This is a genomic window from Cronobacter condimenti 1330 (genome assembly GCF_001277255.1).
Taxonomy (GTDB): Bacteria; Pseudomonadota; Gammaproteobacteria; order Enterobacterales; family Enterobacteriaceae; genus Cronobacter; species Cronobacter condimenti.
On record NZ_CP012264.1, the window covers coordinates 540,093 to 565,696 of the forward strand.

22 protein-coding genes are annotated in these 25,604 nt (G+C 55.7%); 10 read left to right on the forward strand and 12 right to left on the reverse strand.

Going from position 1 to position 25,604, the window contains the following annotated elements:
* The first annotated feature begins 204 nt into the window (after nt 1–204).
* The 3 genes from AFK62_RS02565 to AFK62_RS02575 all read left to right on the forward strand — a co-directional run bounded on the left by AFK62_RS02565 (nt 205) and on the right by AFK62_RS02575 (nt 4,802).
* Complete coding sequence (locus tag AFK62_RS02565; protein WP_053531693.1) at nt 205–1,092, forward strand: diguanylate cyclase; 888 nt, start codon at nt 205–207, stop codon at nt 1,090–1,092.
* A gap of 194 nt (nt 1,093–1,286) precedes the next feature.
* Entirely contained in the window at nt 1,287–2,810 is a 1,524-nt protein-coding gene (locus tag AFK62_RS02570) for a methyl-accepting chemotaxis protein (protein ID WP_007672629.1), read from the forward strand.
* A gap of 444 nt (nt 2,811–3,254) precedes the next feature.
* Entirely contained in the window at nt 3,255–4,802 is a 1,548-nt protein-coding gene (locus AFK62_RS02575; RefSeq protein ID WP_007672626.1) for a methyl-accepting chemotaxis protein, read from the forward strand.
* A 35-nt stretch (nt 4,803–4,837) separates the two neighbouring features.
* Here AFK62_RS02575 and AFK62_RS02580 read toward each other — a convergent pair whose 3' ends face one another.
* On the reverse strand, nt 4,838–5,371 hold the full coding sequence (locus tag AFK62_RS02580; RefSeq protein WP_007672625.1) for a PadR family transcriptional regulator: 534 nt from the start codon (nt 5,369–5,371) through the stop codon (nt 4,838–4,840).
* Nucleotides 5,372–5,611: 240 nt separating this feature from the next.
* Here AFK62_RS02580 and AFK62_RS02585 point away from each other — a divergent pair, with 240 nt between their 5' ends.
* Together AFK62_RS02585 and AFK62_RS02590 are read left to right on the forward strand one after the other, a co-directional pair.
* Nucleotides 5,612–6,376: a siderophore-interacting protein gene (locus AFK62_RS02585; RefSeq protein ID WP_032984406.1), complete on the forward strand. Its 765-nt coding sequence runs from the start codon at nt 5,612–5,614 to the stop codon at nt 6,374–6,376.
* 124 nt (nt 6,377–6,500) lie between these two features.
* The gene (locus tag AFK62_RS02590; RefSeq protein WP_007672617.1) at nt 6,501–8,654 is read left to right on the forward strand and encodes a YgiQ family radical SAM protein; all 2,154 of its coding nucleotides are present in this window, start codon (nt 6,501–6,503) and stop codon (nt 8,652–8,654) included.
* Nucleotides 8,655–8,708: 54 nt separating this feature from the next.
* Here the strand turns inward: AFK62_RS02590 and ridA are convergent, their stop codons facing one another.
* The 8 genes from ridA to arcA all read right to left on the reverse strand — a co-directional run bounded on the left by ridA (nt 8,709) and on the right by arcA (nt 16,170).
* Entirely contained in the window at nt 8,709–9,095 is a 387-nt protein-coding gene (gene ridA, locus AFK62_RS02595; RefSeq protein WP_004388683.1) for a 2-iminobutanoate/2-iminopropanoate deaminase, read from the reverse strand.
* A 73-nt stretch (nt 9,096–9,168) separates the two neighbouring features.
* Entirely contained in the window at nt 9,169–9,630 is a 462-nt protein-coding gene (pyrI, locus tag AFK62_RS02600) for an aspartate carbamoyltransferase regulatory subunit (RefSeq protein WP_007672616.1), read from the reverse strand.
* An 18-nt stretch (nt 9,631–9,648) separates the two neighbouring features.
* Nucleotides 9,649–10,578, reverse strand: a complete 930-nt coding sequence (pyrB, locus tag AFK62_RS02605; protein ID WP_007672615.1) for an aspartate carbamoyltransferase — start codon at nt 10,576–10,578, stop codon at nt 9,649–9,651.
* Nucleotides 10,579–10,832: 254 nt separating this feature from the next.
* Complete coding sequence (locus tag AFK62_RS02610) at nt 10,833–11,312, reverse strand: arginine repressor (RefSeq protein ID WP_032984405.1); 480 nt, start codon at nt 11,310–11,312, stop codon at nt 10,833–10,835.
* A 169-nt stretch (nt 11,313–11,481) separates the two neighbouring features.
* A complete protein-coding gene (locus AFK62_RS02615) occupies nt 11,482–12,885 on the reverse strand; it encodes a YfcC family protein (RefSeq protein WP_007672608.1) in 1,404 nt (467 codons plus the stop codon).
* A 47-nt stretch (nt 12,886–12,932) separates the two neighbouring features.
* The gene (gene argF, locus AFK62_RS02620; RefSeq protein WP_007672605.1) at nt 12,933–13,937 is read right to left on the reverse strand and encodes an ornithine carbamoyltransferase; all 1,005 of its coding nucleotides are present in this window, start codon (nt 13,935–13,937) and stop codon (nt 12,933–12,935) included.
* Nucleotides 13,938–14,027: 90 nt separating this feature from the next.
* The gene (arcC, locus tag AFK62_RS02625) at nt 14,028–14,939 is read right to left on the reverse strand and encodes a carbamate kinase (protein WP_007672604.1); all 912 of its coding nucleotides are present in this window, start codon (nt 14,937–14,939) and stop codon (nt 14,028–14,030) included.
* Nucleotides 14,940–14,949: 10 nt separating this feature from the next.
* Complete coding sequence (gene arcA / locus AFK62_RS02630) at nt 14,950–16,170, reverse strand: arginine deiminase (RefSeq protein ID WP_007672603.1); 1,221 nt, start codon at nt 16,168–16,170, stop codon at nt 14,950–14,952.
* A 671-nt stretch (nt 16,171–16,841) separates the two neighbouring features.
* Here arcA and AFK62_RS02640 point away from each other — a divergent pair.
* On the forward strand, nt 16,842–17,294 hold the full coding sequence (locus tag AFK62_RS02640; protein WP_007672602.1) for a YhcH/YjgK/YiaL family protein: 453 nt from the start codon (nt 16,842–16,844) through the stop codon (nt 17,292–17,294).
* An 80-nt stretch (nt 17,295–17,374) separates the two neighbouring features.
* On the opposite strand, the gene argF (AFK62_RS02645) is transcribed toward AFK62_RS02640, so the two are convergent.
* A complete protein-coding gene (argF, locus tag AFK62_RS02645; protein WP_032984404.1) occupies nt 17,375–18,379 on the reverse strand; it encodes an ornithine carbamoyltransferase in 1,005 nt (334 codons plus the stop codon).
* Nucleotides 18,380–18,542: 163 nt separating this feature from the next.
* On the opposite strand from argF (AFK62_RS02645), the gene rraB reads away from it, so the two are divergent.
* From rraB to AFK62_RS02660, 3 genes are read left to right on the forward strand one after another with little or no spacing between them, the layout of a single operon-like run.
* On the forward strand, nt 18,543–18,965 hold the full coding sequence (gene rraB / locus AFK62_RS02650; RefSeq protein WP_053531695.1) for a ribonuclease E inhibitor RraB: 423 nt from the start codon (nt 18,543–18,545) through the stop codon (nt 18,963–18,965).
* 47 nt (nt 18,966–19,012) lie between these two features.
* Nucleotides 19,013–19,786, forward strand: a complete 774-nt coding sequence (miaE, locus tag AFK62_RS02655) for a tRNA isopentenyl-2-thiomethyl-A-37 hydroxylase MiaE (RefSeq protein ID WP_007672596.1) — start codon at nt 19,013–19,015, stop codon at nt 19,784–19,786.
* A 26-nt stretch (nt 19,787–19,812) separates the two neighbouring features.
* Nucleotides 19,813–20,619, forward strand: coding sequence for a hypothetical protein (locus AFK62_RS02660; RefSeq protein ID WP_007672594.1), 807 nt, complete (start codon nt 19,813–19,815; stop codon nt 20,617–20,619).
* 52 nt (nt 20,620–20,671) lie between these two features.
* Here AFK62_RS02660 and AFK62_RS02665 read toward each other — a convergent pair whose 3' ends face one another.
* A complete protein-coding gene (locus tag AFK62_RS02665; protein ID WP_007672591.1) occupies nt 20,672–21,175 on the reverse strand; it encodes a GNAT family N-acetyltransferase in 504 nt (167 codons plus the stop codon).
* A gap of 195 nt (nt 21,176–21,370) precedes the next feature.
* On the opposite strand from AFK62_RS02665, the gene AFK62_RS02670 reads away from it, so the two are divergent.
* Nucleotides 21,371–22,573, forward strand: coding sequence for a YjgN family protein (locus AFK62_RS02670; protein ID WP_007672588.1), 1,203 nt, complete (start codon nt 21,371–21,373; stop codon nt 22,571–22,573).
* Between the two features lie 173 nt (nt 22,574–22,746).
* Here the strand turns inward: AFK62_RS02670 and AFK62_RS02675 are convergent, their stop codons facing one another.
* Entirely contained in the window at nt 22,747–25,602 is a 2,856-nt protein-coding gene (locus AFK62_RS02675) for a valine--tRNA ligase (protein ID WP_053531696.1), read from the reverse strand.
* Nucleotides 25,603–25,604: the final 2 nt, after the last annotated feature.

Below are 25,604 nucleotides of genomic sequence, written 5' to 3' on the forward strand. Positions count from 1 at the left end.
CAAAACAGGGCGCCGTGCGCGACCCTCGTGCAGGCATTTGCGACTGTTTCAGCGGATGTCTTTATGTACATAATGTATTTAAAATATATCTTTCAGCGTTTATTGCCATATTTACTGATTTGCCGCCAGGTGAGGTCGCGCGCAGTTCATTACTCTCTCGCGTTTCCCTGAAAACCAGGGCGGTGGCTGCTTTATGAGGTAAGCATGGATTTAGAACAGATCGATTCATCATTAAAAGCGCTAAACCAGGCGCTTAAATTACATTATGAATGGACCGGCAAATTTTTAGAGCTGGCATTATTAGGCTCGTCTCCCGATAACGCGTTTATTCATCCGCAGTCGCATCGTTATTGTCGTTTTTGCCAGTGGATGACCGCGCGCGATAATATCCCGCCTCGCCACGCACATTTCATAGAAAATATTAGCGACACGCATCTTCATATGCATGGTAAAGCGCGCACGCTGATTGAGGCGATAGCGGATAACCAGGTCAATGCTACTGCGTTATATGCTTACCACGCGGCCCAGCAACAGTTTGTGGCGAGCATTGACGATTACCGCCAGCAGTTACTCTCGCTGCGTAACCTGCATGACGCGCTCACTGGCCTGCCGCTGCGCCATCTGCTGTATGAAGACTTCGCCTACCTGCACGCCAGCGCGCACAAAGAAACGCTGTGGCTGCTGATTAGCGATATCGATCGCTTTAAAAAGGTCAATGATACCTACGGGCACAACGCCGGTGATGATGTGCTGCGCCAGGTAGCGCAGCGCCTGAAAACCGAAGCGCGACACCATGAGCGCGTGTATCGCTTTGGCGGCGAAGAGTTTGTCGCGCTGCTGGAATCCCATACGCCGGAAGCGGCACGGGATGCGGCATTGCGCCTTTGCGGCAGTCTGGGGCGCACCCCGCTTCTGCTCGGCGGCGACACCCTTCACGTGACGGCGACGGGCGGCCTTACGCGCGTACTCGCGCATGAAACGCTGCATGAGGCGATCGGCCGGGCGGATAAAGCGATGTATTTTGGTAAAAATAGCGGGCGCGCCCGCTGCATTCTTGCCCACAGTGACAGTGCACTGGAGACGCTCGGTTAATAATAAAGAGAGAGTGTTAACGCGAGGGAATAATTGCGGATATAAATCATCGGCCGCAAACATAAAAAAATAATAATGAAGCGCGTAAAGTGCGAGCTGAATCGAATTTAACAGCTAAAGATAATTTATATATCGCCGACATAACAAAGAAGAAAAAAGTTTTACAATTGGATAACCTGCTTAAGGACGCCGTTATGTCTTCTCAGCCGTTCGTTACGCAGCGCGACGTTGCGCTCGATAACGACACCACGCTTATGTCTACCACCGATCTGCAAAGTTATATCACCCACGCCAATGACGCCTTCGTCGAGGTCAGCGGATATACGCTTCAGGAGCTCACCGGCAGCCCGCACAATATGGTGCGTCATCCGGATATGCCAAAAGCCGCTTTTGCTGATATGTGGTACACGCTAAAGCAGGGCGAGCCCTGGACCGGCATCGTGAAAAACCGCTGTAAAAACGGCGATCACTACTGGGTGCGTGCAAACGTCGCCCCGATGGTGCGCGATGGCAACATCACCGGCTTTATGTCCATTCGCACGAAAGCCAGCGCGCAGGAAATCGCTGCGGTAGAGCCGCTTTATCAGGCGCTGCGCGAAGGGCGCAAACCGCGCCGTCTCTTTAAAGGCCTGGTCCTGCGAAACGGCTGGTGGGGTAAACTGCCCGCGCTGCCGCTGCGCTGGCGTCTGCGCGGCGTGCTGGCCGCCCTGTTTGTCGCCTGGACCGCAGTGATGGCGTGTACCGGCGCGCCGCTGCTGGCGCCCGTTATCACGGCGGCAGTAATGCTGCTGCTGGGCGGCGCAGCGCTGGAGTGGCAGATTGTTCGCCCGGTAGAAAATGTGGCGCGGCAGGCGCTGCGTATCGCCACCGGCGAATCGCAAAGCGTGGCGCATATTCATCGCGTGGATGAAGTCGGCGTGACGCTGCGCGCAATCGGGCAGCTCGGCCTGATGTGCCGTTGGCTGATGAATGATGTGTCAGGGCAGGTGAGCAGTGTCCGTCGCGGCAGCGAAACGCTGGCGCGCGGGAATGATGATTTGAACGAACGCACCCGCCAGACGGTCGCGAATGTTCAGCAAACTGTCACGACCATGAACCAGATGGCGGCGTCGGTGCAGAACAATTCGGCCACCGCTGCGGCGGCAGACAAACTGTCCAGCGAGGCGAGCGACGCGGCGCGCCTTGGCGGGCAGACGATGGAAACCGTGGTCAACACCATGGATGAGATTGCCGACAGCACCCAGCGCATCGGCTCCATTACCGCGCTGATTAATGACATCGCCTTCCAGACCAATATCCTGGCGCTCAATGCCGCGGTAGAGGCGGCGCGGGCGGGCGAGCAGGGCAAAGGCTTTGCGGTCGTGGCTGGTGAAGTACGCCATCTGGCGAACCGTAGCGCCAGCGCTGCTAACGATATCCGCAAGCTTATTGATGCCAGCGCCAGTAAGGTGGAATCTGGCACGGTGCAGGTGCATGAAGCGGGCCGCACCATGCAGGATATCGTCAACCAGGTGGAGAACGTCACTCGCCTCATTGGCCAGATAAGCCAGGCGACCACAGAACAGGCCGACGGGCTTTCCGATCTCACCCGGGCGGTGGCGGAGCTGGACGCCATCACCCGCAAAAATGCGGCGCTGGTGGAAGAGAGCGCCCAGGTGTCATCGATGGTGAAACACCGCGCCGGGCGTCTGCAAGACGCCGTCACGGTCCTGCATTAATCTCCCTGAAGGCGGCCCGTGCCGCCTTTTTTATTCCCTCGCCGACATACTCTTATTTTGCATTTTGTGCGCTTTTAACGTGATCTTTATTTGTTGATTTATTGTTAATGATAAATTAATTAAATGTATTAATTTAAATCCCTGCATTTGAAATTACTTTTTCCATCCTGCTGAAGCTTCAGAAAAAAATGCACCCGCCTCGCTGTAATTAGTTGCGCGATTAAGTGATCTGGCGCACGTTTGGCCGATCAATCACCGTTTATTAATAGTTAATGGCTATTGTTTAAGGCTTTTATAAAAGAAAAAAACGATCAAAGTCATAAAGTTACGAAACGTCCGGACGATAACGACCTTTGTCGATCCCCGTAGGTTCGGCGGATCACGTTATCCATCGCTGCGATTTCCGTTTCGCCAGCGCAAAATAACCCGTTCAACGGAGTGAATATGTCCATCCGCGATATAAAAATCCGCACAAAACTTATTTTCGCTTTTGCTTTCTTTATTGTTCTTCTACTCATCAGCGCCAGTTTATCGCTCGGCAGTCTTAGCCAGGCGAATAATAATATTCAGCAGATTGTGATAAAGGACTATCCCACTACCGTTAAAGCTAATCAGCTTATTGAGAATTTCCAGAGCTTCGTCAGTACCCAGCAATTAATGTTGCTGGATCAAGACCAGCGCTGGACGCAACAGTCGCAGGCGCAGCTTAGCGCCATCAGCGGGCGCATCAGCGCGCTGCTCGCGGATCTGGATAAAACGCTGACCGACGACGCTTCGCGTCAGGCGCTGGCGCAGATTGCCGAGGTGCGTAAGCAGTATCTGGCCTCGCGGTTTCGTATTCTCGATGCGGTGAAACGCAATGACCGTAATGCGGCGATGGAGGAGATGATGTCTACCACGCTGCAATTGCAGGCGGAATATACCGCGCGCGTACAGGCGCTGATTAAAATTCAGGACAGCCACATGCGCGAGGCGGGTGAAACGGTGGCGAACGATTACAGCAGCAGCCGTGCGCTGATGATTGGACTGACGCTGCTTTGCGTGATGCTCGGCTCGCTGATGGGCTGGCTTATCGTGCGCGCGATTACGCGCCCGCTCGGCCAGGCGGTGGCGTTTGCCGAGGCGATTGCCGAAGGCGATCTGACCCGTTCCGTGACGGTGAACGGGCGTGATGAAACCGGCGTGCTGCTGCATGCGTTAATGGATATGAAGCAGCGTCTGCAGGCAATTGTGCGGGAGGTGCAGTACAGCGCTGAAAGTATCTCCAGCGCCGCGTCGCAGATTGTGGCGGGTAACCAGGATCTGGCAGCGCGCACCGAAGAGCAGGCAAGCTCCGTGGAACAGACTGCGGCTTCGATGGAGCAGATCACGTCAACTGTGAAAAACACCGCTGACAACACCAGCGAAGCGACGCGGCTCTCTTCCGACGCGGCGAGCGTGGTGAAAAGCAACGGCGAGATGATGCGCCAGGTGACGGACAAAATGCGCCTCATCCGCGGCACGTCCGATCGCATGTCAGACATCATCAACCTGATCGACGCCATCGCCTTCCAGACCAATATTCTGGCGCTGAACGCCGCCGTGGAAGCGGCGCGTGCGGGCGAGCACGGGCGCGGGTTTGCGGTCGTGGCGGGTGAAGTGCGTCAGCTTGCGCAGAAGAGCGCTTCGTCGGCAAGTGAGATCCGCGCGCTGATTGAGGACTCGACCGGCCAGACGCGCGAAGGGATGGAGCTTGTTGAGAAAGCGAGCGGCCTTCTGAACGGTATGGTGACCAACGTCGACGAAATGGACACGATCCTGCGGGAAATCGCACAGGCAAGTCGTGAACAGACTGATGGCATTTCGCAGATTAACAGCGCTATCGGCATGATTGACACCACCACGCAGCAAAACTCTGCGCTGGTGGAGGAGTCGGTCGCGGCGGCTTCTTCACTGAACGACCAGGCGCATAGTTTAAAAGCGCTGGTAAAAGTGTTCCGCCTCAGCGCCTGACAGACCGCGGCGGTGGCAGGCCACCGCCGTTCTGGTTAGTCGAGCTGGGAAATATCCAGCGCGGCCTGATCGATGATCCCGATAATCTGCTTTAACGTCTCCGGGCTGATTTGCGCCTGATTCACTTTTAAATCCAGCACCGCTTTCATATTGTCGAGCGCCCGTTTCATCTGCGGATCTTTACGCAGCTGATGCCCGATAGCGCGCGCCCGCATTCGCGCATGAATATGCGTCAGCGTCTCGCGGTTTTCTTCAAGCCAGGCGCGGCCCGCGTCAGTAATAGCAATCTTCTTGCGGCCAGTGTCCTCTTCATGCTGCGCGATAAACCCTTGCGCCTCCAGCGCGTCGAGCGTCGGGTAGACCACGCCAGGGCTTGGCGCATAGTGGCCCGCGGTGAGCGTTTCGATGGCTTTGATGAGCTCATAGCCGTGGCTCGCGCCGCCGCAGAGGATATCCAGCATCACCAGGCGCAGTTCGCCATTGCCGAAAAAGCGCGGGCGGCGGTGGCCGTCTGGCCCGTGGCGGCCTTCACGGCGGGGGGATGAAGCGTGGTGGTCGTCAGAACGCATGGCAATCTCTCCGTTTAAAACAGATATATCTTAACTATATCTTTTTTTCTCAGTTACGTCTTAAAAATGCAGCATTAAAAAATAACTTAATGAAAGGTAAACATTAATTTTTGATTAGTGACAGCCTGTGCGCTTTTTGTGCGGCCTATCTAAAAAAGGCTTGCCATTTGAGTTATTGGCAATCATTATCATTTACGACAATTTAGATATATCTAATTTACCGTTTACGTTGGCAGGTTGATGATGAATCAGACAACTCATTTTCCGCAGCGCGTGCGTAACGCGCTGCGTTTTCGCGAAATCACGGTGCTGCGCAATGAACGCGTCAGCGGGTTTCAGCGTGTCGTGTTCGGCGGCGACTCACTGGCCGGTTTCACCTCATGCGGCTTTGATGACCATATCAAAGTGTTCTTCCCGCAGGAGGGCGTCCCGTTCGTCGCGCCTGAAGTGACAGACGAAGGCATTGTCTGGGCAAGCGATGTGCGTCCGCCGTCACGCGATTACACGCCGCTCTTTGATGAGGCGCGCCAGGAACTGACTATCGATTTTTACGTGCATGACGCGGGTGTCGCGAGCGACTGGGCGGTCGCGGCAAAACCGGGCGATACGCTTTGTATCGGCGGGCCGCGCGGCTCGCTGGTTGTGCCAGAAGATTACGCCTGGCAGCTTTATGTGTGCGATGAGTCCGGTATGCCCGCACTGCGTCGACGCCTTGAGGCGCTGCGCGCGCAGGCGAAACCGGTGCAGGTTGAGGCTATCGTGACGGTGGCTGATGAATCCCTGAAGGGTTATCTGTCGCACCTCAGTGAGTTCGCTATCCACTGGGTGGTCGGTCACGACGTGCGGGCAATAGAAGAAAAACTGGCGACGCTGACCGTCCCAGAGGATGACTATTACCTCTGGATAACCGGTGAAGGTAAGGTCGTCAAACACGTCAGTGAACCGTTTGAAGGCCGCGTCAACGCGCAGTTGATGCGTGCGGCGGCGTACTGGCACAGCAAATAATCACGTTTAGCTGCGGGGAAAAGCAGTGATGCTTTTTTCCGCAGAATATCCCTTCTTTTTTTGTCACTTCCGGACGTATAATCGCCGCCCTTTGTCGATTTTTTGCCATTTTTCCGGAAGCACTATGAGTTCCCTGAGCCTGATCCAGCCGGATCGCGATCTGTTCTCCTGGCCCCAGTACTGGGCCGCCTGTTTTGGGCCTGCGCCCTATTTACCCATGTCGCGCGAGGAGATGGACCAGCTCGGCTGGGACAGCTGCGATATTATTCTCGTCACCGGCGACGCCTATGTTGATCATCCGAGCTTCGGTATGGCCATTTGTGGCCGTATGCTTGAGGCGCAGGGATTTCGTGTGGGGATCATTGCCCAGCCGGACTGGAATACCAAAGAGGATTTCATGCGGCTTGGCAAGCCGAATCTGTTTTTCGGCGTGACGGCCGGCAATATGGATTCGATGATCAACCGCTACACGGCCGATCGTAAACTGCGTCACGACGACGCCTACACGCCGGATAACGAAGCCGGGAAGCGCCCGGATCGTGCGACGCTCGTTTATACCCAGCGCTGTAAAGAGGCGTGGAAAGACGTGCCGGTAATTTTAGGCGGTATTGAAGCAAGCCTGCGACGCACCGCGCATTACGATTACTGGTCTGATACCGTGCGCCGTTCGGTGCTGGTGGATTCCAAAGCCGATATGCTGATTTTCGGCAACGGCGAGCGTCCGCTGGTGGAAGTGGCGCATCGTCTGGCGGCGGGCGAGCCGATAAGCACTATCCGTGAGGTGCGCAACACGGTCATTATGCTTAAAGAGGCGCTGCCGGGCTGGTCTGGCGTCGACTCTACGCGTCTCGACACGCCGGGGCGCATCGATCCTATTCCGCATCCTTATGGCGAGGATCTGCCCTGTGCCGAGGGCAATAAGCCGGAAAAACCGGCGGCGAAAGCCGTTACCGTGCAGCCGCCGCGCCCGAAGCCGTGGGAAAAAACCTACGTGCTGCTGCCGTCGTATGAAAAAGTGAAAGGCGACAAAGTGCTCTACGCGCACGCCTCGCGCATTCTGCATCACGAAACGAATCCCGGCTGTGCCCGCGCGCTGATGCAAAAGCATGGCGATCGCTTTATCTGGATAAACCCACCTGCGATCCCGTTATCAACGGAAGAGATGGACAGCGTATTTGCGCTGCCGTACCAGCGCGTGCCGCACCCGGCGTACGGTAAAAAGCGTATTCCGGCGTATGAAATGATCCGCTTCTCAGTGAATATCATGCGCGGCTGCTTTGGCGGCTGTTCGTTCTGTTCCATTACCGAGCACGAAGGGCGCATCATTCAGAGCCGCTCGGAAGACTCCATCATTAATGAGATAGAGGCTATCCGTGATTCGGTGCCAGGGTTTACCGGTGTCATTTCCGATCTCGGCGGGCCGACCGCCAACATGTATATGCTGCGCTGCACCTCGCCGCGCGCCGAACAGACCTGCCGCCGCCTCTCCTGCGTCTACCCGGATATCTGCCCGCATATGGATACCGATCACACGCCGACGATCAATCTCTACCGCCGCGCCCGCGATCTCAGTGGCATCAAGAAGATCCTGATCGCCTCCGGTGTGCGTTACGATCTCGCCGTGGAAGATCCACGTTATATCAAAGAGCTGGCGACCCATCACGTTGGGGGTTACCTGAAGATAGCGCCGGAGCATACCGAAGAAGGGCCGCTGTCGAAAATGATGAAGCCGGGCATGGGCAGCTATGACCGCTTTAAAGAACTGTTCGATACGTATTCAAAGCAGGCGGGGAAAGAGCAGTATCTGATCCCGTATTTCATCTCCGCGCACCCCGGCACGCGCGATGAAGATATGGTGAATCTGGCGTTATGGCTCAAGCAGCGCCGCTTCCGGCTCGATCAGGTGCAGAACTTCTATCCGTCGCCGCTCGCTAACTCGACGACGATGTATTACACCGGTAAAAATCCGCTCGGGAAAATCGGCTACAAAAGCGAAGATGTGGTGGTGCCGAAAGGCGACCGTCAGCGACGGCTGCATAAAGCGCTGCTGCGCTATCACGATCCGGCTAACTGGCCGTTGATTCGCGAGGCGCTGGAAGCCATGGGCAAAAAGCATCTGATTGGTTCGCGCCGCGACTGTCTGGTGCCCGCGCCAACCCTTGAAGAGATGCGCGCCGCGAAGCGTCAGTATCGCAAAACCCAGCCAGCGCTGACCAGGCATACGCCGGTCAGCCATCAGCGCCAGACGCTGCCGAAGACCAGGAAAACGGCGCGTTAAGCCCATAAAAAAAGCACCGCTCGCGGTGCTTTTTCTTTTATGCCAGCGTGATGCTTAACGACGAACCGCGATGGCTTCGATTTCGATTTTCACATCTTTCGGCAGACGCGCCACCTCGACGCAGGAGCGCGCCGGGAAGGTGGCGTTGTGCTCGGTGAAAAACGCTTCGTAAGTGGCGTTGACGGTCGCGAAATCATTGAGATCTTTTACGAATACCGTGGTTTTTACGATATCGCCCACTTTCAGGCCAGCGGCTTCGATAATCGCTTTCACGTTATCGAGCGACTGGCGCGCCTGTGCGGCAATGTCGTCCGGCACGCTGCCGGATTTCGGATCCACCGGGATCTGCCCGGAGGTGATAACCATGTTGCCCAGATCGACGGCCTGAACATACGGGCCGATTGCTGCGGGTGCATTTTCCGTGGCGATAGTGCGGGACATAATTTCTCCTGAAGTTAACAGCGGTAAGGCTCCCGCTCATTATAGGGAGCCAGGAGGCCTTTGCCAGCCACAATTAATCCGCGAGCACGACGTGACGGGCGAACTCTTTCTCGCAATATTTACACTTCAGCTGTACCGCCTCACCGCGGGTTTTCACCGCGAAGCTGGACGCGACTGGCTCAATGCGGCTAATGCAGTTGCCGTTCGGGCAGACCAGCACATTGTCGATACGATCCGGCAGGCTCGGCTTGCTCTTGCCCACCACTTCATAATCGTCGATGCGGTTGACCGTCGCCTGCGGTGCGTAGAGCGCGAGCTGGTTTACCTGCTCGTCGGTCAAAAAGGTGTTCTCAATCTTGATCAAATCTTTGCGGCCCATCTCGCCGGAGGGCAGGTTAAGGCCGATAGTGATGCGCTGATCCGTTTCGGTAAGCTTAAACAGGGAAAGCAGCTTAAAACCGACCTGCGCCGGGATATGGTCAATCACTGTGCCGCGGCGAATGGCTTCTACCTGAAGTTTATTGTCATGTGTCATGAGCTTCTCCTTACAGCGCTAAATCGTGTGATTCAGTACCAGCGCCAGCAGCGCCTGACGAGCGAAAATGCCGTTGCCCGCCTGCTGGAAATACCAGGCATGCGGCGTTTTATCGACATCGGTCGTAATTTCGTCGATACGCGGCAGCGGGTGCAGCACTTTCATGTTGGCGCGCGCGCCGTGCAGATCGGCGGCTCGCAGCACGAACTGCGCTTTCACGTTGGCGTATTCCGACGGATCGAGGCGCTCTTTCTGGACGCGGGTCATATAGAGGATGTCGACCTCCTGCACCACATCTTCAATGGCGCTGTGCAGGCTCCAGGCGATGCCTTTTTCATCCAGCATATCGAGAATGTATTGCGGCATCGCCAGCGCATCCGGGGCGATAAAGCAAAAGCGGTTGCCGTTAAACTTCGCCAGCGCCTGCGCCAGTGAATGCACGGTGCGGCCATATTTCAGGTCGCCCACCATCGCGATGGTGAGGTTTTCAAGCCGTCCCTGCGTTTCCTGAATGGTGAAGAGATCGAGCAGCGTCTGGGTCGGATGCTGGTTGGCGCCGTCGCCCGCATTCAGCACCGGCACGCCGCCGGAAAATTCCGTCGCGAGGCGCGCTGCGCCTTCCTGCGGATGGCGCATCACAATGGCGTCCACATAGGTGCTGATAACCGAAATGGTATCCGCCAGCGTTTCGCCTTTTTTCCCAAGTGACGTATTGCTGCTGTCAGAGAAACCCACTACCGCCGCGCCCAGACGATGCATGGAGGTTTCAAACGACAGACGGGTGCGGGTCGAGGCCTCAAAGAAGCAACTGGCGATAACTTTATGCTTCAAAAGCTCCGGCTGCGGGTTCGCCTTTAGCTTCGCCGCTGTCTCCAGCACCAGCTCAAGCTCGGCGCGGCTGAGATCGTTGATGGAAATAATATGTTTTTGAAAAAGCGGATTCGCCATTTTTGTCTCCTCTTTAGGCCGGCGGACAAACGCTGGACAAAAAAAAGCCCCTCATTGAGGGGCTTTTAACAGCAATTCTGGAACGGAAAGAGCAACGGCCTGGCCGTCAGTTTTCTGACGACGCGGTAAGACAAATTGTCGAACACACTGGACCATACTTCCCTCCGGCAAATTGCCCGGCATTATACGCATGTGCGTTTAGCTGACAAGCAAGAAATGCACACTTTGTCGCCAGGAATCGATTGCTGTGAATATTAATGCATTCTTAGTAGATAATTAATGCGTTTGTGAATGAGGGCGGTGCGCCTGACATCACGTGGCGCTATCCAGACGATACTGCTGCCCGCGACCACGCCCAGGATTTCCGGCAGCGCGTGATAATCCAGCACTTTCGCCACTGCGCGGCCATAGCCTGCAACCGTGTGGACAAGGATAAATTCACTGTTATGTTCGACGCTCACGACCATTTCTGAGATAGACCGCGCCGCATCCGGGGCCGGGCGTAACAGCGGGTTAAGAGAATAAATTTTTTGTCCTTTGGCGTTGCGGATTTTCACCACACCAAGCAGTTTGAGCAGGCGTGAGACGGAGGACTGGCTGATATTGTCAAACCCGTGGCGCTGCATATCCCGCCGGATCTCCTCCTGAGAGCAGTAGGTTTTATTGCTGATAAGCCGCTGGCACACCGTCATTTGCTGCTGCTCTTTTCCGGAATAATCACCGTAATCCTTCATGGACCGTCACTCCTTACGTTGATGAAAGTTGAAGAAAAACGATATTGTTTTCCCGACCCGCGCGCGGGGAAACCACAATAACCTGACGACACGCGGGCTTTTACAGAAATGGGAGGCGTTTCATGCGGCGCGATGCCCGTGATTGACAGCGCCGCGACGCCATGAATGGCTAAAACAGCACGCCGAGACTGAGCGCGGCCATATTCAGCACCGTCAGGATGAGGATGAGCGGCGCCACCCATTTCAGATAACGAACGTAAGGCACCCGCGCGATAGCAAGACCGCCCATCACCACCGCCGAGGTCGGCGTAATCAGGTTTACAATGCCGGACGCTGACTGGTACGCCGTCACCACCAGCGAGCGTCCCACATGGGCGAAATCCGCGAGCGGCGCCATGATAGGCATGGTCAGTACGGCAAGGCCGGATGATGAGGGCACAAGAAACGAGAGCAAGACCTCAAGCCAGTAGGTCACATTGATGAAAACCGTGGTGGAGAGCCCGGTCACCAGGTTTTCGGCGCTGTGCAGAATGGTATGGGTGATCATGCCGTTATCCATTACCACCACGATCCCGCGCGCAATGCCGATGATAAGCGCCACACCGAGCAGATCCCGCGAGCCGTCAATAAACGTGCTGGTGAAGGTGTCTTCACTCATGCGCGCCACGACGCCAGTGATAATGGCGGCGGCGAGAAAGACGCCGGAAATCTCGCCCATCCACCAGCCGCGCACCGCCACGCCATAGATCATCACCGCAAAGGAAGCGGCGAAAATCACAAGAATTATTTTGCGTGTAGCCGTGAAGGGAAGGCTTTCCTCTGAGCGGTTGCCAAGAAAATGCGCCCGGTTGGACTCCCATAAATCGGCCACGACGGAAGAGGATGGATCCTGACGCACGCGGCGGGCGTAGCGCATTACCCACAACACGCAGATAACCCAGCCGATGACCAGTAGCGCCACGCGCAGCCCAATACCGCTGGTGAAGGGAATACCTGCGGCGTTGGCGGCGATGACGGTCGCGAAGGGATTAATGGTCGAGCCGAGCGTACCGATACCCGCGCCGAGTAGCACCGTCGCGGCCGCCACCAGCGGGTCAAAACGCGCGGCCATCATGACCGGCACCAGCAGCGTGTAAAACGGCAGCGACTCCTCCGCCATACCGTAAATCGTGCCGCCTGCGGCAAACAGCGCCATGAGTATGGGGATCATCCACTCTTCTTTACCATGCAGGCGCTCCGTGACGCGCTCGATGCCAGCATCGATGGCCCCGGTTTTATTCACCACGCCCAGAAAGCCGCCGATGATCAGCACAAACAGCGCCACGTCGATAGCGCCTGCGGTATAGGTCACATGGTTATAGAGGCCATCTATGGGGGCCAGCAAAATGGCGGTAATACCCTGCGGATGCGCCTCGACGGGCGCGTAGGTGCCTGCAACCGGGACTTCTTTGCCGAGCGTGTCGTTCATCGCCATCTGGTATTTCCCGGCGGGCACAATCCAGGTCAGCGCCGCGACCAGGGCTATCAGCACGAACAAAATGGTGTAAGCGGAAGGAAATTTGAACCTGTGCATGAGGGTCTCTCCGAAACGGCGGGCGCGCCGCGGCGCGCCCGCAAAGGTTATTCGCCAAGCGTCGCCACCATCACAGCTTTGATGGTGTGCATGCGGTTTTCCGCCTCATCAAACACAATGGAGCAGGGCGATTCGAACACCTCTTCTGTCACCTCCAGCCCCTTGAGGCCATACGCGGTTTCGATGTCGCGGCCCACGGTGGTGTGCTCGTTATGAAACGCCGGCAGGCAGTGCATGAATTTGACGTTCGGGTTGCCGGTGGCCTTCACGACCGCCTGATTGACCTGGTAGGGTTTCATCAGCGCGACGCGCTCGGCCCAGGCCTCTTTCGGCTCGCCCATTGAGACCCACACATCGGTGTAGAGGAAATCGACGCCGTCCACGCCTTCATCAACGTGCTCCGTCAGGTGAATACGTGCGCCGGTCTCAGCGGCAATTGCCCGGCACTGTTCAACCAGCGCCTCTTCCGGCCAGAACGCTTTCGGCGCAACCAGACGGATTTCCATACCCATTTTCGCCGCGCCCACCATCAGCGAATTACCCATGTTATTGCGCGCGTCGCCGAGGTAGGCGAAACGGATTTGCCTAAGCGTTTTGCCCGGCGAGTGTTCGAGCATGGTCATGAGGTCGGCCAGAATTTGCGTGGGGTGAAATTCGTTAGTCAGCCCGTTCCACACCGGCACGCCTGCGTATTTGCCGAGCTCCTCGACAATTGCCTGGCCGTAGCCGCGATACTCGATGCCGTCATACATGCGGCCCAGCACGCGCGCGGTGTCTTTCATTGACTCTTTATGGCCTATCTGCGAGCCGCTCGGCCCGAGGTAGGTGACCTGCGCGCCCTGATCAAACGCCCCGACTTCAAAGGCGCAGCGGGTGCGGGTGGAGGTTTTCTCGAAGATCAGCGCGATGTTTTTACCCACCAGCGTTTTTTTCTCGCGTCCGGCTTTTTTCGCGGCTTTCAGTTCGACCGCGAGGTCAATGAGGTACTGGATCTCTGCCGGGGTGTAATCGAGCAGTTTCAGGAAGTTGCGGTTTTTCAGGTTGATAGTCATGGTCATATCCTTTTGGTGTCAAAGTGGTGGGCGCCCCTCGCACTATTCGTCTCCCGGGCGGGGAGAGGGCTGGGGTGTGGGGGCGAAAACTCACTGTCGAATCAACGTGCCTTTATCGCCTGCGAGGATCGCCGGGCCGTCACCCAGCGCGCCGATCCCGGCCATGCCGCCGCACTGCTCGACAAACGCGCAGCACGCCGCCACTTTTGGCCCCATTGAGCCTGCGTCGAATGACAGTTCGGCCAGCTGTGCGGGTGTCACACGGGTGAGCGGGCGCTGCGTCGGTTTGCCCCAGTCGAAATACACCGCGTCGGCGTCGGTCAGAATCAACAGCGCGTCGGCGTGAAGCTGGCGCGCCAGCAGCGCGGCGGAAAGATCCTTATCGATAACCGCCTCGATACCGTGGTAGCCGTCGGCTTTATCCACCACCGGTACGCCGCCGCCGCCGTTGCAAATCACCAGATGATCGCGCCCGATAAGCGTGCGAATGGCATCACTTTCGACAATCCGTTGCGGTTGCGGCGAGGGCACCACGCGGCGGAAATAGCGCCCGTCCGCTTTCATCACCCAGCCCTTTTCGGCAGCGAGCTTGTCTGCCTGGGATTTGTCATAAACCGGGCCAATGTATTTGGTCGGGTTTTGAAATGCCGGGTCGTTTTCATCCACGGCCACCTGCGTTAACAGCACGCTGACTTCGCGCTCCGGCAGCAGGTTTTTCAGCGACTGTTGCAGCAGGTAGCCAATCATCCCCTGGCTTTCTGCGCCCAGAATGTCGAGCGGGTAGGGCGCCACGTTGACGTAAGCGCTGTTTTGTAGCGCCAGCAGCCCAACCTGCGGACCATTGCCGTGTACCAGCACCACGCGCCACTGCCGGGTAAGTTGTGCGATAGTGCGCGCCGCCAGCTCCACGTTGTGACGCTGGATCTCCGCCTCCAGCGGTTCGCCGCGTTTAAGCAGCGCATTGCCGCCGAGCGCCACCACGAGTGTGGGTTTCGTTTCCATGGGGTTCTCCTTAAATACCGTCGCGTTCCAGTGGGCAGCTCATGCAGCGGGCGCCGCCGCGTCCACGGCCAAGTTCATCGCCAGGAATGGGCAGCACGGTGATGCCGGCTTTGTCATATTTTTCGTTGGTCCAGATGTTGCGCTCATAGCCGATCACCACGCCGGGGCGTACGGTCAGCACGTTATTAGCGTCATTCCATTGCTCGCGCTCGGCCTCAAAGGCGTCGCCGCCGGTAGTGATGAGCGTGATGCGATCGACGCCAAGCGCCTTCTCAAGTGCGTATACCAGGGTTTTTTCTTCCCGGCGCGCAATGCCGCCGCGCCCATCCGGCGTTAAGGTCCAGCACTTCACATCGGGGCGCACCACTTCGGGATAGACGGAGAAAATGTCGATATCGATATGCGTCATGACGGTGTCGAGGTGCATACAGGAGCGATGCTTGGGCAGTTCAACGGCAATCACGCGCGTCGCCTGCTGGTGTTTAAACAGGGCGCTTGCCAGAAACTCCACCCCCTGCGGCGTGGTGCGTTCAGACATGCCGATTAATACCGCGCCGCGCCCAATCACTAATACGTCTCCGCCTTCAAGGGTCGCGTGGTCGTAATTAATGTTCTGGTCGCCGAAATATTTAATAAATTCGCCATCGGCAAATGCCGGGTGCCAGCGATAAATCGCACGTAAATTATTGGTTTCGCGCTGGCGAGCTTGTTTTGCCATTGGGTTAATCGATACGCCGTTATATATCCAGCAGGAGGTGTCGCGGGTGAACAAATGATTAGGCAGCGGCTCCATAATAAAATCATTGGCTCCGTGCGTATCCACCACCATATTATGAATCGAGGCCGGGATTTCGCTGAATGTCAGGCCGCCACTTAAGCGGCGCGCCAGTTCCCGGTGCGGCAGATCGGCAAGCCAGCCACGGATATCGGAAGCAAAAGAAGGCCCCAGACGGTACTCAGAGACCTGCGTCTCCAGCAGCCAGGCTTTCGCTTCGGGAATATCCAGCGTACGCGTAAGCAGATCCGTCAGTAATAATACTTCGACGCCCTGTTCGCGCAGCGTCCGGGCGAAAATATCGTGTTCTTCTCCCGCACGCTCGACGGATAATACATCGTCGAAAAGTAATTCCTGACAATTAGACGGCGTCAGCCTTTTCAGGCTTAAATTAGGCCGGTGCAACATAACGCTGCGCAATTGACCAATTTCTGATCCCACGTAATGCTTTTCCATATTTATTCCTTGGCTAATTTCAGAATAAAAACGGTGGCATTATGCGAAAGGTGTTCGCATAACGAATAACCGTGCAGATTGAACTCGATATAAATAGTACTGGAGCGATTCGCTGACATTGTGATGAATATCACGGGAAAGCCGGGGATTTTATTATTCCGAAGAAAGGATGATTTATTTCATGGAAAGTTTAATTAATTCGTCGGGCAATATGAATCGCTACGCAGAAAATGCAACGCTTATGCGGCAGTGTTAATATTTTGTTTGTGGTCAATAAACGAACACCTATATAAGATAATGAATAATAAGCATATTTAAGAGAGGTGAATATCGTTATGCATTACCGGTGCGCATTTATTTCGAAAGACTGCAAATAACGCAAATAATTATGACGCTGGCGCGCTTGTTTGCCGGGTAAGCAAAACGTGACCGCACCGCCTTTTTTCCGTTATTGGCTTTTAAAACAGTCGGTTGTTGCGAAGCGCCGTTTTATATTCGCCAGAGTTATGCATAAAAGTTGCATAAACGCCTGGCTAACATTAACAAGCTTGTAACGCATGACGCGATAACCATGCGCTGAAGCAGGTTTCGCTGAGAAACCAGTGGCATGATGCGGCAATTCCTCGTATAACACAGAAAAATGAAACAGTGTTTTATATAAGGAGCTGGCAATGATCATCGGTAATATCCACGCGCTGGGCACCTGGCTGCCCGCGCCGTTTCGCGACGCCATCGAGCAGGTGAAACAGCAGGTGACGGCGCAAACCGCGCCGGGTAAGTACGATCTGGACGGTAACCGCCTCTTTTTCTTGCTCTCGGAAGACATGACCGAGCCGTTTGAAAAGCGTCGCGCCGAGTATCACGCGCGGTATCTGGATATTCAGATTGTGCTGGCGGGCCGTGAAGGAATGACCTTCAGCACACAGCCGGCAGGGGCGCCGGAAACGGACTGGCTGGCGGATAAAGACATTGCGTTTTTGCCCGAGGGCGCGCAGGAAAAAACCGTGGTGCTGGAAGAGGGCGACTTCGTGATTTTCTGGCCTGGCGAAGTGCATAAACCGCTGTGCGCGGTGGGCGAGCCGGACAAGGTACGCAAAGTTGTGGTGAAGATGTTGATGGAATGAGTGGGTTACAGGTGGGCCAGCGAAGCGCACCCACCGTTCGGAAGGGGTGCGCATAGAGCATGCGCATCCGCTTTCCGGATTTATTCAGCCAGCGTCGCGACCATCACCGCTTTGATCGTATGCATCCGGTTTTCGGCCTGGCAAAACACAATGCTGTTGGCCGATTCAAACACCTCGTCGGTTACTTCCATGCCGCCTTTTAAGCCGTACTGTTCGGCCATCTGCTTGCCAAGCGTGGTCTGGTCGTCATGAAACGCGGGCAGACAATGCAGGAATTTCACGTTCGGGTTGCCGGTAAGTGCGAGCATCTGACGGTTCACCTGATAAGGGCGCAGGAGTGCGATACGCTCCGCCCATTTCTCCTTCGCCTCGCCCATCGACACCCAGACGTCGGTATAAATGAAATCTGCGTCCTTTACGCCAGCGGCGATATCTTCGGTTAATGTGATGCGCCCGCCGGTTTCTTTCGCCAGCGCCTGGCACTCGGTGACCAGTTCTTCGGCAGGCCAGCAGCTCTGCGGGGCGACAAGACGTAAATCCAGCCCCGTCAACGCGGCGGCTTCCAGCATCGAATTGCCCATGTTATTACGCGCGTCGCCGGCATAGACCAGCGTCATTTCGTTAAGCGCTTTGCCTGGCAAATGCTCCTGCATGGTGAGCAGGTCCGCCAGCAGCTGTGTTGGGTGAAACTCATCAGTCAGGCCGTTCCACACCGGCACGCCAGCATACTGCGCCAGCGTTTCGACGATTTCCTGACCAAAGCCGCGATACTGAATGCCGTCATACATACGGCCCAGGACGCGCGCGGTATCCTTAATTGATTCTTTATGCCCAATTTGACTGCCGCTTGGCCCGAGGTAAGTGACGCGCGCGCCCTGGTCATATGCGGCAACTTCGAAAGAGCATCGTGTGCGGGTTGAGTCTTTTTCGAAGATGAGCGCAATGTTTTTTCCGGTAAGCTTTTGAACTTCAATGCCCTTTTTTTTATCGCTTTTGAGCTTTGCGGAAAGCTCCAGCAAGTTATGAATTTGGGCAGGCGTAAAATCGAGCAATTTTAAAAACGATTTCTGATACAACGCAGACATGATCCCCTCACTGGCTGACGCCACTTATTGAATTAAAATTCAATATATATGTATGAATATGCATTTGCAACCCCTCGTGTTAAAACTTTGCGGGGAAAGGTGGAGGCATTCCCGATGGTGTGTGAAAATAGAAGGTATCTGCCGACACACTGAGGAACGAGCCATGGCAAACCCGGAATTACTGGAAGAGCAGCGCGAAGAGACGCGTCTGATTATTGAAGAGCTGCTTGACGATGGCAGCGATCCTGATGCGTTGTACACCATTGAACACCATTTCTCAGCAGACGATTTCGATACGCTGGAGAAGCTGGCGGTGGAAGTTTTTAAGCTTGGCTATGAAGTGACAGACCCGGAAGAGCTGGAGCTCGAAGAGGGCGGTGAAACCGTCATCTGCTGCGACGCGCTGAGCGAGTGTGCGCTGAATGCGGAGCTTATCGACGCACAGGTCGAGCAACTGATGAATCTGGCGGAAAAATTCAACGTTGAATACGACGGCTGGGGTACTTACTTTGAAGACCCGGACGGCGAAGGCGAAGAAGACGACGACGACGATATGGATAAAGACGACGACGGTGTCCGTCACTAAGTCGCCCTTTGCGGCAGCGCAGCGCTGCCGCATTTCAGGAACCCCGCATGAATTACGACGCACTCCTCCTCCCCGTTAAAAATTTTCTGCACTGCGCGACCCCACAAGCCTGGATTGATGAAGCCAGAGCGCCGGAAAACCTGCCGCTGCTGCTGACCGACCACATGATTTGTGAGCTGAAAGCCGCGCAAACCGCGATGCTGTTGATTCGCCGCTATGTCGCCGATAAAAGCGGTTCTGACGATCTTCTCGGCTGGCTGAAGCCCTATGAAGATTTCACTTACCGCGAAGGGCCGGAGCCAGATTTTCTGGCGCTGCATAAGCGCATTGGCAAAAGCGTGATGCCTCAGACCGATGACCCGTGGGGCCAGACGCTTATCGACAGCATGGTGTTGCTTATCAAAGAAGAATTACACCACTTCTGGCAGGTGCGCGAAGTGATGCAAGCGCGTAACATTCCGTACGTGAAAATTACCGCCAGCCGCTACGCACGCGGGCTGCGGCGCGAAATGCGCACCTATGAGCCGGCAACGCTTATCGATAAGCTGATTTGCGGGGCGTATATCGAAGCGCGCTCCTGCGAGCGTTTCGCCGCGCTGGCGCCTTATCTGGATGACGATTTACAGAAGTTCTATTTGTCGCTGCTGCGTTCTGAAGCGCGGCATTATCAGGATTACCTCGATCTGGCACAGCGGATTTCACCCGATGACATTACGCCACGCGTGCAAACGCTGGGCGAGGCGGAAGCACGGCTGATTAATCAGCCCGACGCCGAGTTTCGCTTTCACAGCGGCGTACCGGCGCAGGCTTGCGCCTTCTAAAAACGATCAATACCGAAGGGATAAAAATGAACTGGCATCATGTCTTGATTTCCGCATGGGTGGGCGTTGCGCTCGCGGGCATCGCTTCAGCGCTCTATAAGAAAGGCAAAGTGAATAAATTTGCGGCGATTGCGATTTTCGTCGTCGGCATTGTGGTATGGAATGTCGCGGATATCGCCTGGCTTAAGGGCAGTAAGGCATCACCGGAGCAGGGCTTCGATGAGGCGTTTAACAGCATGCCGGTGTATAAGCTGATTCAGGAAAAAGATCCGGCGTTTTACGCGCGCGTTCGCAACCAGGCTGTTGAAATGGTGAAGCAGGGCAAAACGCAGCAAGAAGTGATCGACGCCATTCAAATTCATATGGCCGACCTTGAAATGCAGCGGATTCAGTTTGCGCCAGATAATGAAGTGATGGCTTATATGCGTACCAGCATGGCGCAGACCCGCGAAATGCAGCAACACAGCGATGATGCCTGTTTCCGCTTCCTGATGCCGCAGGTAAAAGGCGGCGTGAACCCGGTGAATATGTTGTCGAAAGATATCATTGCAAAGCGTATGGACGTCGAGATGCAACTGCTGTCGGCAAGCTACGGCCCTAACGCGCATAAAGTTACCCCGCAGGAGCAGGCGCTCGCAGGAGAGACGATGGCCCCGATAGGCCAGGCGTTACAGGAAAAATATGGCGAGACGGTAGAGGTCTTTAACGATCCGCAAAAAGGCGTCGGCCAGGAAAAACAGGTCTGCAATATGGTGCAGGATCTCTGGCGTAACGTGCTGGCTTTGCCGCCGGAAAAAGCCGGGGCGGTTATCCGTCTCGCGATGCAGCAATAATAAAAAAGCCGGGATAACCCGGCTTTTTTTATTTCGCGCTGATATTCGCTAATCAGAGCGTTTTTAACATGCGCACTTCGCAGTCGACATGGCCGGTGCAGCCAAGCGGTTCGGAAATCGGGGCAAACCCAAGGCGTTCATAAAGCGCGATGGCCTCTTTTAAAAACGCGGTGGTTTCCAGATAGCAGCGGCGATAACCCTGCGAGCGGGCAAAGTCCATCGCCTGGATAGCAAGCTTTTTGGCAAGCCCTCTGCCGCGCGCAACGGGCAGGAAATACATTTTCTGCAATTCGCAAATATCGGTTTCGCTGCAGACCAGTGGCGCGATACCGCCGCCGCCGACGACCTCGCCGTCCAGCTCCACGACCCAATACGCGTGGCCAGGTTTGCTGTATTGCGTATAAAGCACATCGAGATTCGGGTCCGCGACGGTGTAGCCTTTGTCTGCCGTCAGGCCATATTCTGCGGAAACCTGGCGGATCACCCGGGCGACCGGGGCGTTATCCGCCGCCGTCATCCGGCGCATGATAATTTCAACCGGCGCCTCAACATTCATCTTTCTGCTCTGCTGTCATATGTCCAACATATTGGTGTGCTTAATACCATTACCAGCAGCGTCACGCAAGCCCAGGAATATTGGCTGCTATTATTCTTTCCGGGCCTTTATTACAATAAAGTACGCACTGGATTAACCCTAAGATATTAATGGTTATAACGGCGCTTTTTTCTTTTTTACAGAATAAGGATTGTTATGTCAGACGATAATAAATTCCCAGCAGGGAATAAGACACACGCATTTTCATTTCAGGGGAGCGGCGGTGGCTATTTTCCCATCTGGCTGGTCAACATAGTGCTGACTGTCATCACCGCCGGGCTGTTTTTGCCGTGGGCGATGGTGCGTGCGCGCCGTTATTTCTATGAAAATACCGAGCTGGCCGGGGCGCGTTTTTCTTACCACGCAACGGGCCGCGCCATTTTCGTAGGCTTTTTATGTCTCGCCATCCTTTATGTGGTGTTCCTGATTAACGCGGTACATGAAAATACGCTGTTAAACCTCTGTATTATGGTGCTGTTTATCGCGTTCGCCCCGTTCCTGATTATGCAGGGCCTGCGTTATCAACTGCTGATGACCCAGCTTAACGGTCTGCGTTTTAGCTTTAAAGCGGGCCCGCTGCGCGCGTGGTGGGTCATGATGGGTTGCCCACTACTGATTGCTGTGCTGCTCTTCGCGGTTCTCGCTATCGTGTTCACGCTCGTAGGCTCCAGCGGCAGCGTCAGCGGCATTATCACCGGTATCGTGCTGGCTATCGTGATTGGCCTTGGCGGTACGGCGCTGATTCAGGGGGTAACTGCTTCCATGTGGTTCAGCCTGCTGGTGAATAACCTGCAATATGGTAAACACCGTTTCGCCATTAACCTGAATGTGAAAACCTGCACCTTTATTTATATCAAAGCGATGCTGCTGTTTGTTCCGTTCATCGCGCTGGTGATGTTTATGGTGGTGCCGATGATCACGCAGATTTTCCAGTACAGCATATACGGTGGGGATAGCGAAGCAGCAATGCTGGGCGTTGCCTCATCGCTGTTTTCCACCATGTTCCTTGCGTATATGATTTATCTGGCGGGCATACTGGTGTGCTATAGCTTCGCGTTAGTACGTATCCGTAACTATGTTTATCAGCAGATGTCCCTCGAAGGCGGTATCACGTTCCGCTCAACGGTGACGGTAGGTGCCTTTGTGTGGCTGCTCGCCAGCAATTTTGTTGTCTGCGGTATTACTTTCGGTCTGGCGTGGCCGTGGGCGAAAGTACGCATGACCCGTTACCTGCTGGAAAATACCCACGTCGATGGCGAACTGGATAACCTGGCGCTGGTCGATCATGACGAGCAGGCGCGTAACGATCCGGCAAGCGTGCTGGGCCGCGGTTTCTCTATTCTGCCTTTCGCACTCTGAATTGGCTTAACCGGGCGGTCTGCCTGGTGAAATAAAAATGGCGCTCACGGGCGCCGTTTTTTATTTCATACAACAGAAGTCGGGCAGGGGAGCATGCGGCGAAAGAGCGTGCGGTAAAATGCCCGCCATAAAAAAAGCCGGGGTAGCCCCGGCTTTTTCATGAAACGCAGCAATCAAAGCGCGCTAATAACGCCTTGCTGCTCAATCAGTTTCGCTTTCGCTTCGTGATAACCGGCGAGCTTTTCACGCTCTTTTGCAATCACCGCTTCTGGCGCGCGGGCGACAAAACCCTCGTTGCCCAGCTTGCTTTCGATGCGGCCGATTTCACCTTCGACTTTGGCGACTTCTTTAGCAAGGCGCGCCAGTTCAGCGTCTTTATCGATAAGCCCCGCCATCGGGATCAGCAGCTCCGCGCCGTCGATGATTTTGGTCACGGAAACCGGGCCTTTGTCATCGGCAGGCAGTACGGTGATGCTCTCAAGGCGCGCCAGCGTCTGCAGGAAGCCGCGGTTGTCGTTCACACGACGTTGCGCGTCCTGGCTGCAACCACGCAGCAGCAGTTCAAGCGGCTTGCCCGGTGCGATGTTCATCTCCGCGCGGATATTACGCACGGCGATGATCGCCTGTTTCAGCCACTCGGTATCGGCCAGCGCCGCGTCGTCCACCAGGTCTGCATTAAACGCCGGGAACGGCTGCAGCATAATGGTATCGGCGTCAATGCCGGCAATCACTTTCACGCGCTGCCAGATGGTTTCGGTGATAAACGGAATGATCGGGTGCGCAAGACGCAGCAGACCTTCCAGCACCGTAACCAGCGTATGGCGAGTGCCGCGCAGTTCGGCGTCGGAGCCGCCGTTCATTACAGGCTTGGTGAGCTCCAGATACCAGTCGCAGAACTGGTTCCAGGTGAATTCGTACAGAATGCCCGCCGCGATATCGAAGCGGAAGCTGTCCAGCGCGTCGCGGTACGCTTTTACGGTCTGGTTGAATTCTGCGAGGATCCAGCGGTCCGCCAGCGACAGCACTTTCTCGCCGCCGTTGAAGCCGCAATCCTGATCTTCGGTGTTCATCAGCACGAAGCGGCTGGCGTTCCACAGCTTGTTACAGAAGTTGCGATAACCTTCGAGACGCTTCATATCCCAGTTGATGTCGCGACCGGTCGAGGCCAGCGCCGCAAGCGTAAAGCGCAGGGCGTCGGTGCCGTGCGGCTCGATACCCTCCGGGAACTGTTTCTCGGTGCGTTTGCGGATTTTCTCCGCCAGCTGCGGCTGCATCATGTTGCCGGTGCGCTTGGCAAGCAGGTCTTCAAGGGAAATGCCGTCGACCATATCCAGCGGGTCAATCACGTTGCCCTTAGATTTGGACATCTTCTGGCCTTCGTCATCGCGGATAAGCCCGGTCATGTAGACGGTATGGAACGGCACCTGCGGCTTGCCATTTTCATCTTTGATGAAGTGCATGGTCATCATGATCATGCGGGCAATCCAGAAGAAGATGATGTCAAAGCCGGAAACCATCACGCTCGTCGGGTGGAACTGACGCAGCGCGTCGGTGTTTTCCGGCCAGCCGAGGGTGGAGAAGGTCCAGAGCGCAGAGGAGAACCAGGTATCCAGCACGTCCTCGTCCTGGCGAAGCGCCACGTCAGCGCTCAGGTTATTTTCCTGACGCACTTCTTCAACGCTGCGGCCAACATAGACGTTGCCCTGATCGTCATACCACGCCGGGATGCGGTGACCCCACCAGAGCTGGCGGGAGATACACCAGTCCTGAATGTCACGCATCCAGGAGAAATACATGTTTTCGTACTGTTTCGGCACAAACTGGATGTCGCCATTTTCTACCGCTTCAACCGCCGGCTTCGCCAGCACGTCGGCGCGCACATACCACTGGTCGGTCAGCATCGGCTCGATAACGACGCCGCCGCGATCGCCGTAAGGCACGGTCAGATCGTGCGGTTTGATCTCTTCCAGCAGGCCGAGTTCGTCAACTGCAGCGACGATCGCTTTACGCGCGGCAAAACGCTCCATCTTCTGGAACTGCGCCGGAATGTCGCTTGCGTAAACGTCAGATTCGTTGCCTTTGGTGTCGTAGACTTCCGCGCTTTCACGGATATCACCATCAAAGGTCAGGATGTTGATCATCGGCAACTGGTGACGACGGCCAACTTCGTAGTCGTTGAAATCGTGCGCCGGGGTGATTTTCACGCAGCCGGTGCCTTTTTCCATATCGGCGTGTTCATCGCCGACGATCGGGATGCGGCGGTTAACGAGCGGCAGCACGACATATTTGCCGATCAGATCTTTATAACGAGGATCTTCCGGGTTCACGGCCACGCCGGTGTCACCCAGCAGAGTTTCCGGACGCGTGGTGGCAACCACCAGATAATCTTTGCCGTCAGCAGTTTTCGCGCCGTCTGCCAGCGGGTAGCGGATGTGCCACATGGAGCCTTTCGACTCGCGGTTTTCCACTTCCAGATCAGAGATGGCGGTGCGCAGTTTCGGGTCCCAGTTGACGAGACGCTTGCCGCGATAGATCAAATCTTCTTTATAAAGACGGACAAAGACTTCTTTCACCGCGTTGGAAAGACCTTCATCCATGGTGAAGCGCTCGCGCTCCCAGTCGACCGAGTTACCCAGACGACGCATCTGACGGGTGATGGTGCCGCCGGACTGCGCTTTCCACTCCCAGATTTTTTCGATAAAGGCGTCGCGGCCGTAATCGTGACGGGTTTTGCCTTCTTCTGCCGCGATTTTACGCTCAACCACCATCTGGGTCGCGATACCGGCGTGATCGGTGCCGACCTGCCACAGGGTGTTTTTCCCCTGCATACGCTGGTAGCGAATCATGGTGTCCATGATGGTTTGCTGGAAGGCGTGACCCATATGCAAACTGCCGGTAACGTTCGGCGGCGGGATCATGATGCAGAAGCTTTCCTGGCTCTCGTCGCCATTGGGTTTGAAGTAGCCCTGCTGCTCCCAGTGCTCGTAAAGCGGCTGTTCGATATCTTGGGGGTTATATGTCTTTTCCATGT

Excerpts from the sequence above, each read along its gene's own strand:
- AFK62_RS02565 (WP_053531693.1), top strand. The coding sequence starts at position 205 with ATGGATTTAGAACAGATCGATTCATCATTAAAAGCGCTAAACCAGGCG.
- AFK62_RS02570 (WP_007672629.1), top strand. The coding sequence starts at position 1,287 with ATGTCTTCTCAGCCGTTCGTTACGCAGCGCGACGTTGCGCTCGATAAC.
- AFK62_RS02575 (WP_007672626.1), top strand. The coding sequence starts at position 3,255 with ATGTCCATCCGCGATATAAAAATCCGCACAAAACTTATTTTCGCTTTT.
- AFK62_RS02580 (WP_007672625.1), bottom strand. The coding sequence starts at position 5,371 with ATGCGTTCTGACGACCACCACGCTTCATCCCCCCGCCGTGAAGGCCGC.
- AFK62_RS02585 (WP_032984406.1), top strand. The coding sequence starts at position 5,612 with ATGATGAATCAGACAACTCATTTTCCGCAGCGCGTGCGTAACGCGCTG.
- AFK62_RS02590 (WP_007672617.1), top strand. The coding sequence starts at position 6,501 with ATGAGTTCCCTGAGCCTGATCCAGCCGGATCGCGATCTGTTCTCCTGG.
- ridA (WP_004388683.1), bottom strand. The coding sequence starts at position 9,095 with ATGTCCCGCACTATCGCCACGGAAAATGCACCCGCAGCAATCGGCCCG.
- pyrI (WP_007672616.1), bottom strand. The coding sequence starts at position 9,630 with ATGACACATGACAATAAACTTCAGGTAGAAGCCATTCGCCGCGGCACA.
- pyrB (WP_007672615.1), bottom strand. The coding sequence starts at position 10,578 with ATGGCGAATCCGCTTTTTCAAAAACATATTATTTCCATCAACGATCTC.
- AFK62_RS02610 (WP_032984405.1), bottom strand. The coding sequence starts at position 11,312 with ATGAAGGATTACGGTGATTATTCCGGAAAAGAGCAGCAGCAAATGACG.
- AFK62_RS02615 (WP_007672608.1), bottom strand. The coding sequence starts at position 12,885 with ATGCACAGGTTCAAATTTCCTTCCGCTTACACCATTTTGTTCGTGCTG.
- argF (WP_007672605.1), bottom strand. The coding sequence starts at position 13,937 with ATGACTATCAACCTGAAAAACCGCAACTTCCTGAAACTGCTCGATTAC.
- arcC (WP_007672604.1), bottom strand. The coding sequence starts at position 14,939 with ATGGAAACGAAACCCACACTCGTGGTGGCGCTCGGCGGCAATGCGCTG.
- arcA (WP_007672603.1), bottom strand. The coding sequence starts at position 16,170 with ATGGAAAAGCATTACGTGGGATCAGAAATTGGTCAATTGCGCAGCGTT.
- AFK62_RS02640 (WP_007672602.1), top strand. The coding sequence starts at position 16,842 with ATGATCATCGGTAATATCCACGCGCTGGGCACCTGGCTGCCCGCGCCG.
- argF (WP_032984404.1), bottom strand. The coding sequence starts at position 18,379 with ATGTCTGCGTTGTATCAGAAATCGTTTTTAAAATTGCTCGATTTTACG.
- rraB (WP_053531695.1), top strand. The coding sequence starts at position 18,543 with ATGGCAAACCCGGAATTACTGGAAGAGCAGCGCGAAGAGACGCGTCTG.
- miaE (WP_007672596.1), top strand. The coding sequence starts at position 19,013 with ATGAATTACGACGCACTCCTCCTCCCCGTTAAAAATTTTCTGCACTGC.
- AFK62_RS02660 (WP_007672594.1), top strand. The coding sequence starts at position 19,813 with ATGAACTGGCATCATGTCTTGATTTCCGCATGGGTGGGCGTTGCGCTC.
- AFK62_RS02665 (WP_007672591.1), bottom strand. The coding sequence starts at position 21,175 with ATGAATGTTGAGGCGCCGGTTGAAATTATCATGCGCCGGATGACGGCG.
- AFK62_RS02670 (WP_007672588.1), top strand. The coding sequence starts at position 21,371 with ATGTCAGACGATAATAAATTCCCAGCAGGGAATAAGACACACGCATTT.
- AFK62_RS02675 (WP_053531696.1), bottom strand. The coding sequence starts at position 25,602 with ATGGAAAAGACATATAACCCCCAAGATATCGAACAGCCGCTTTACGAG.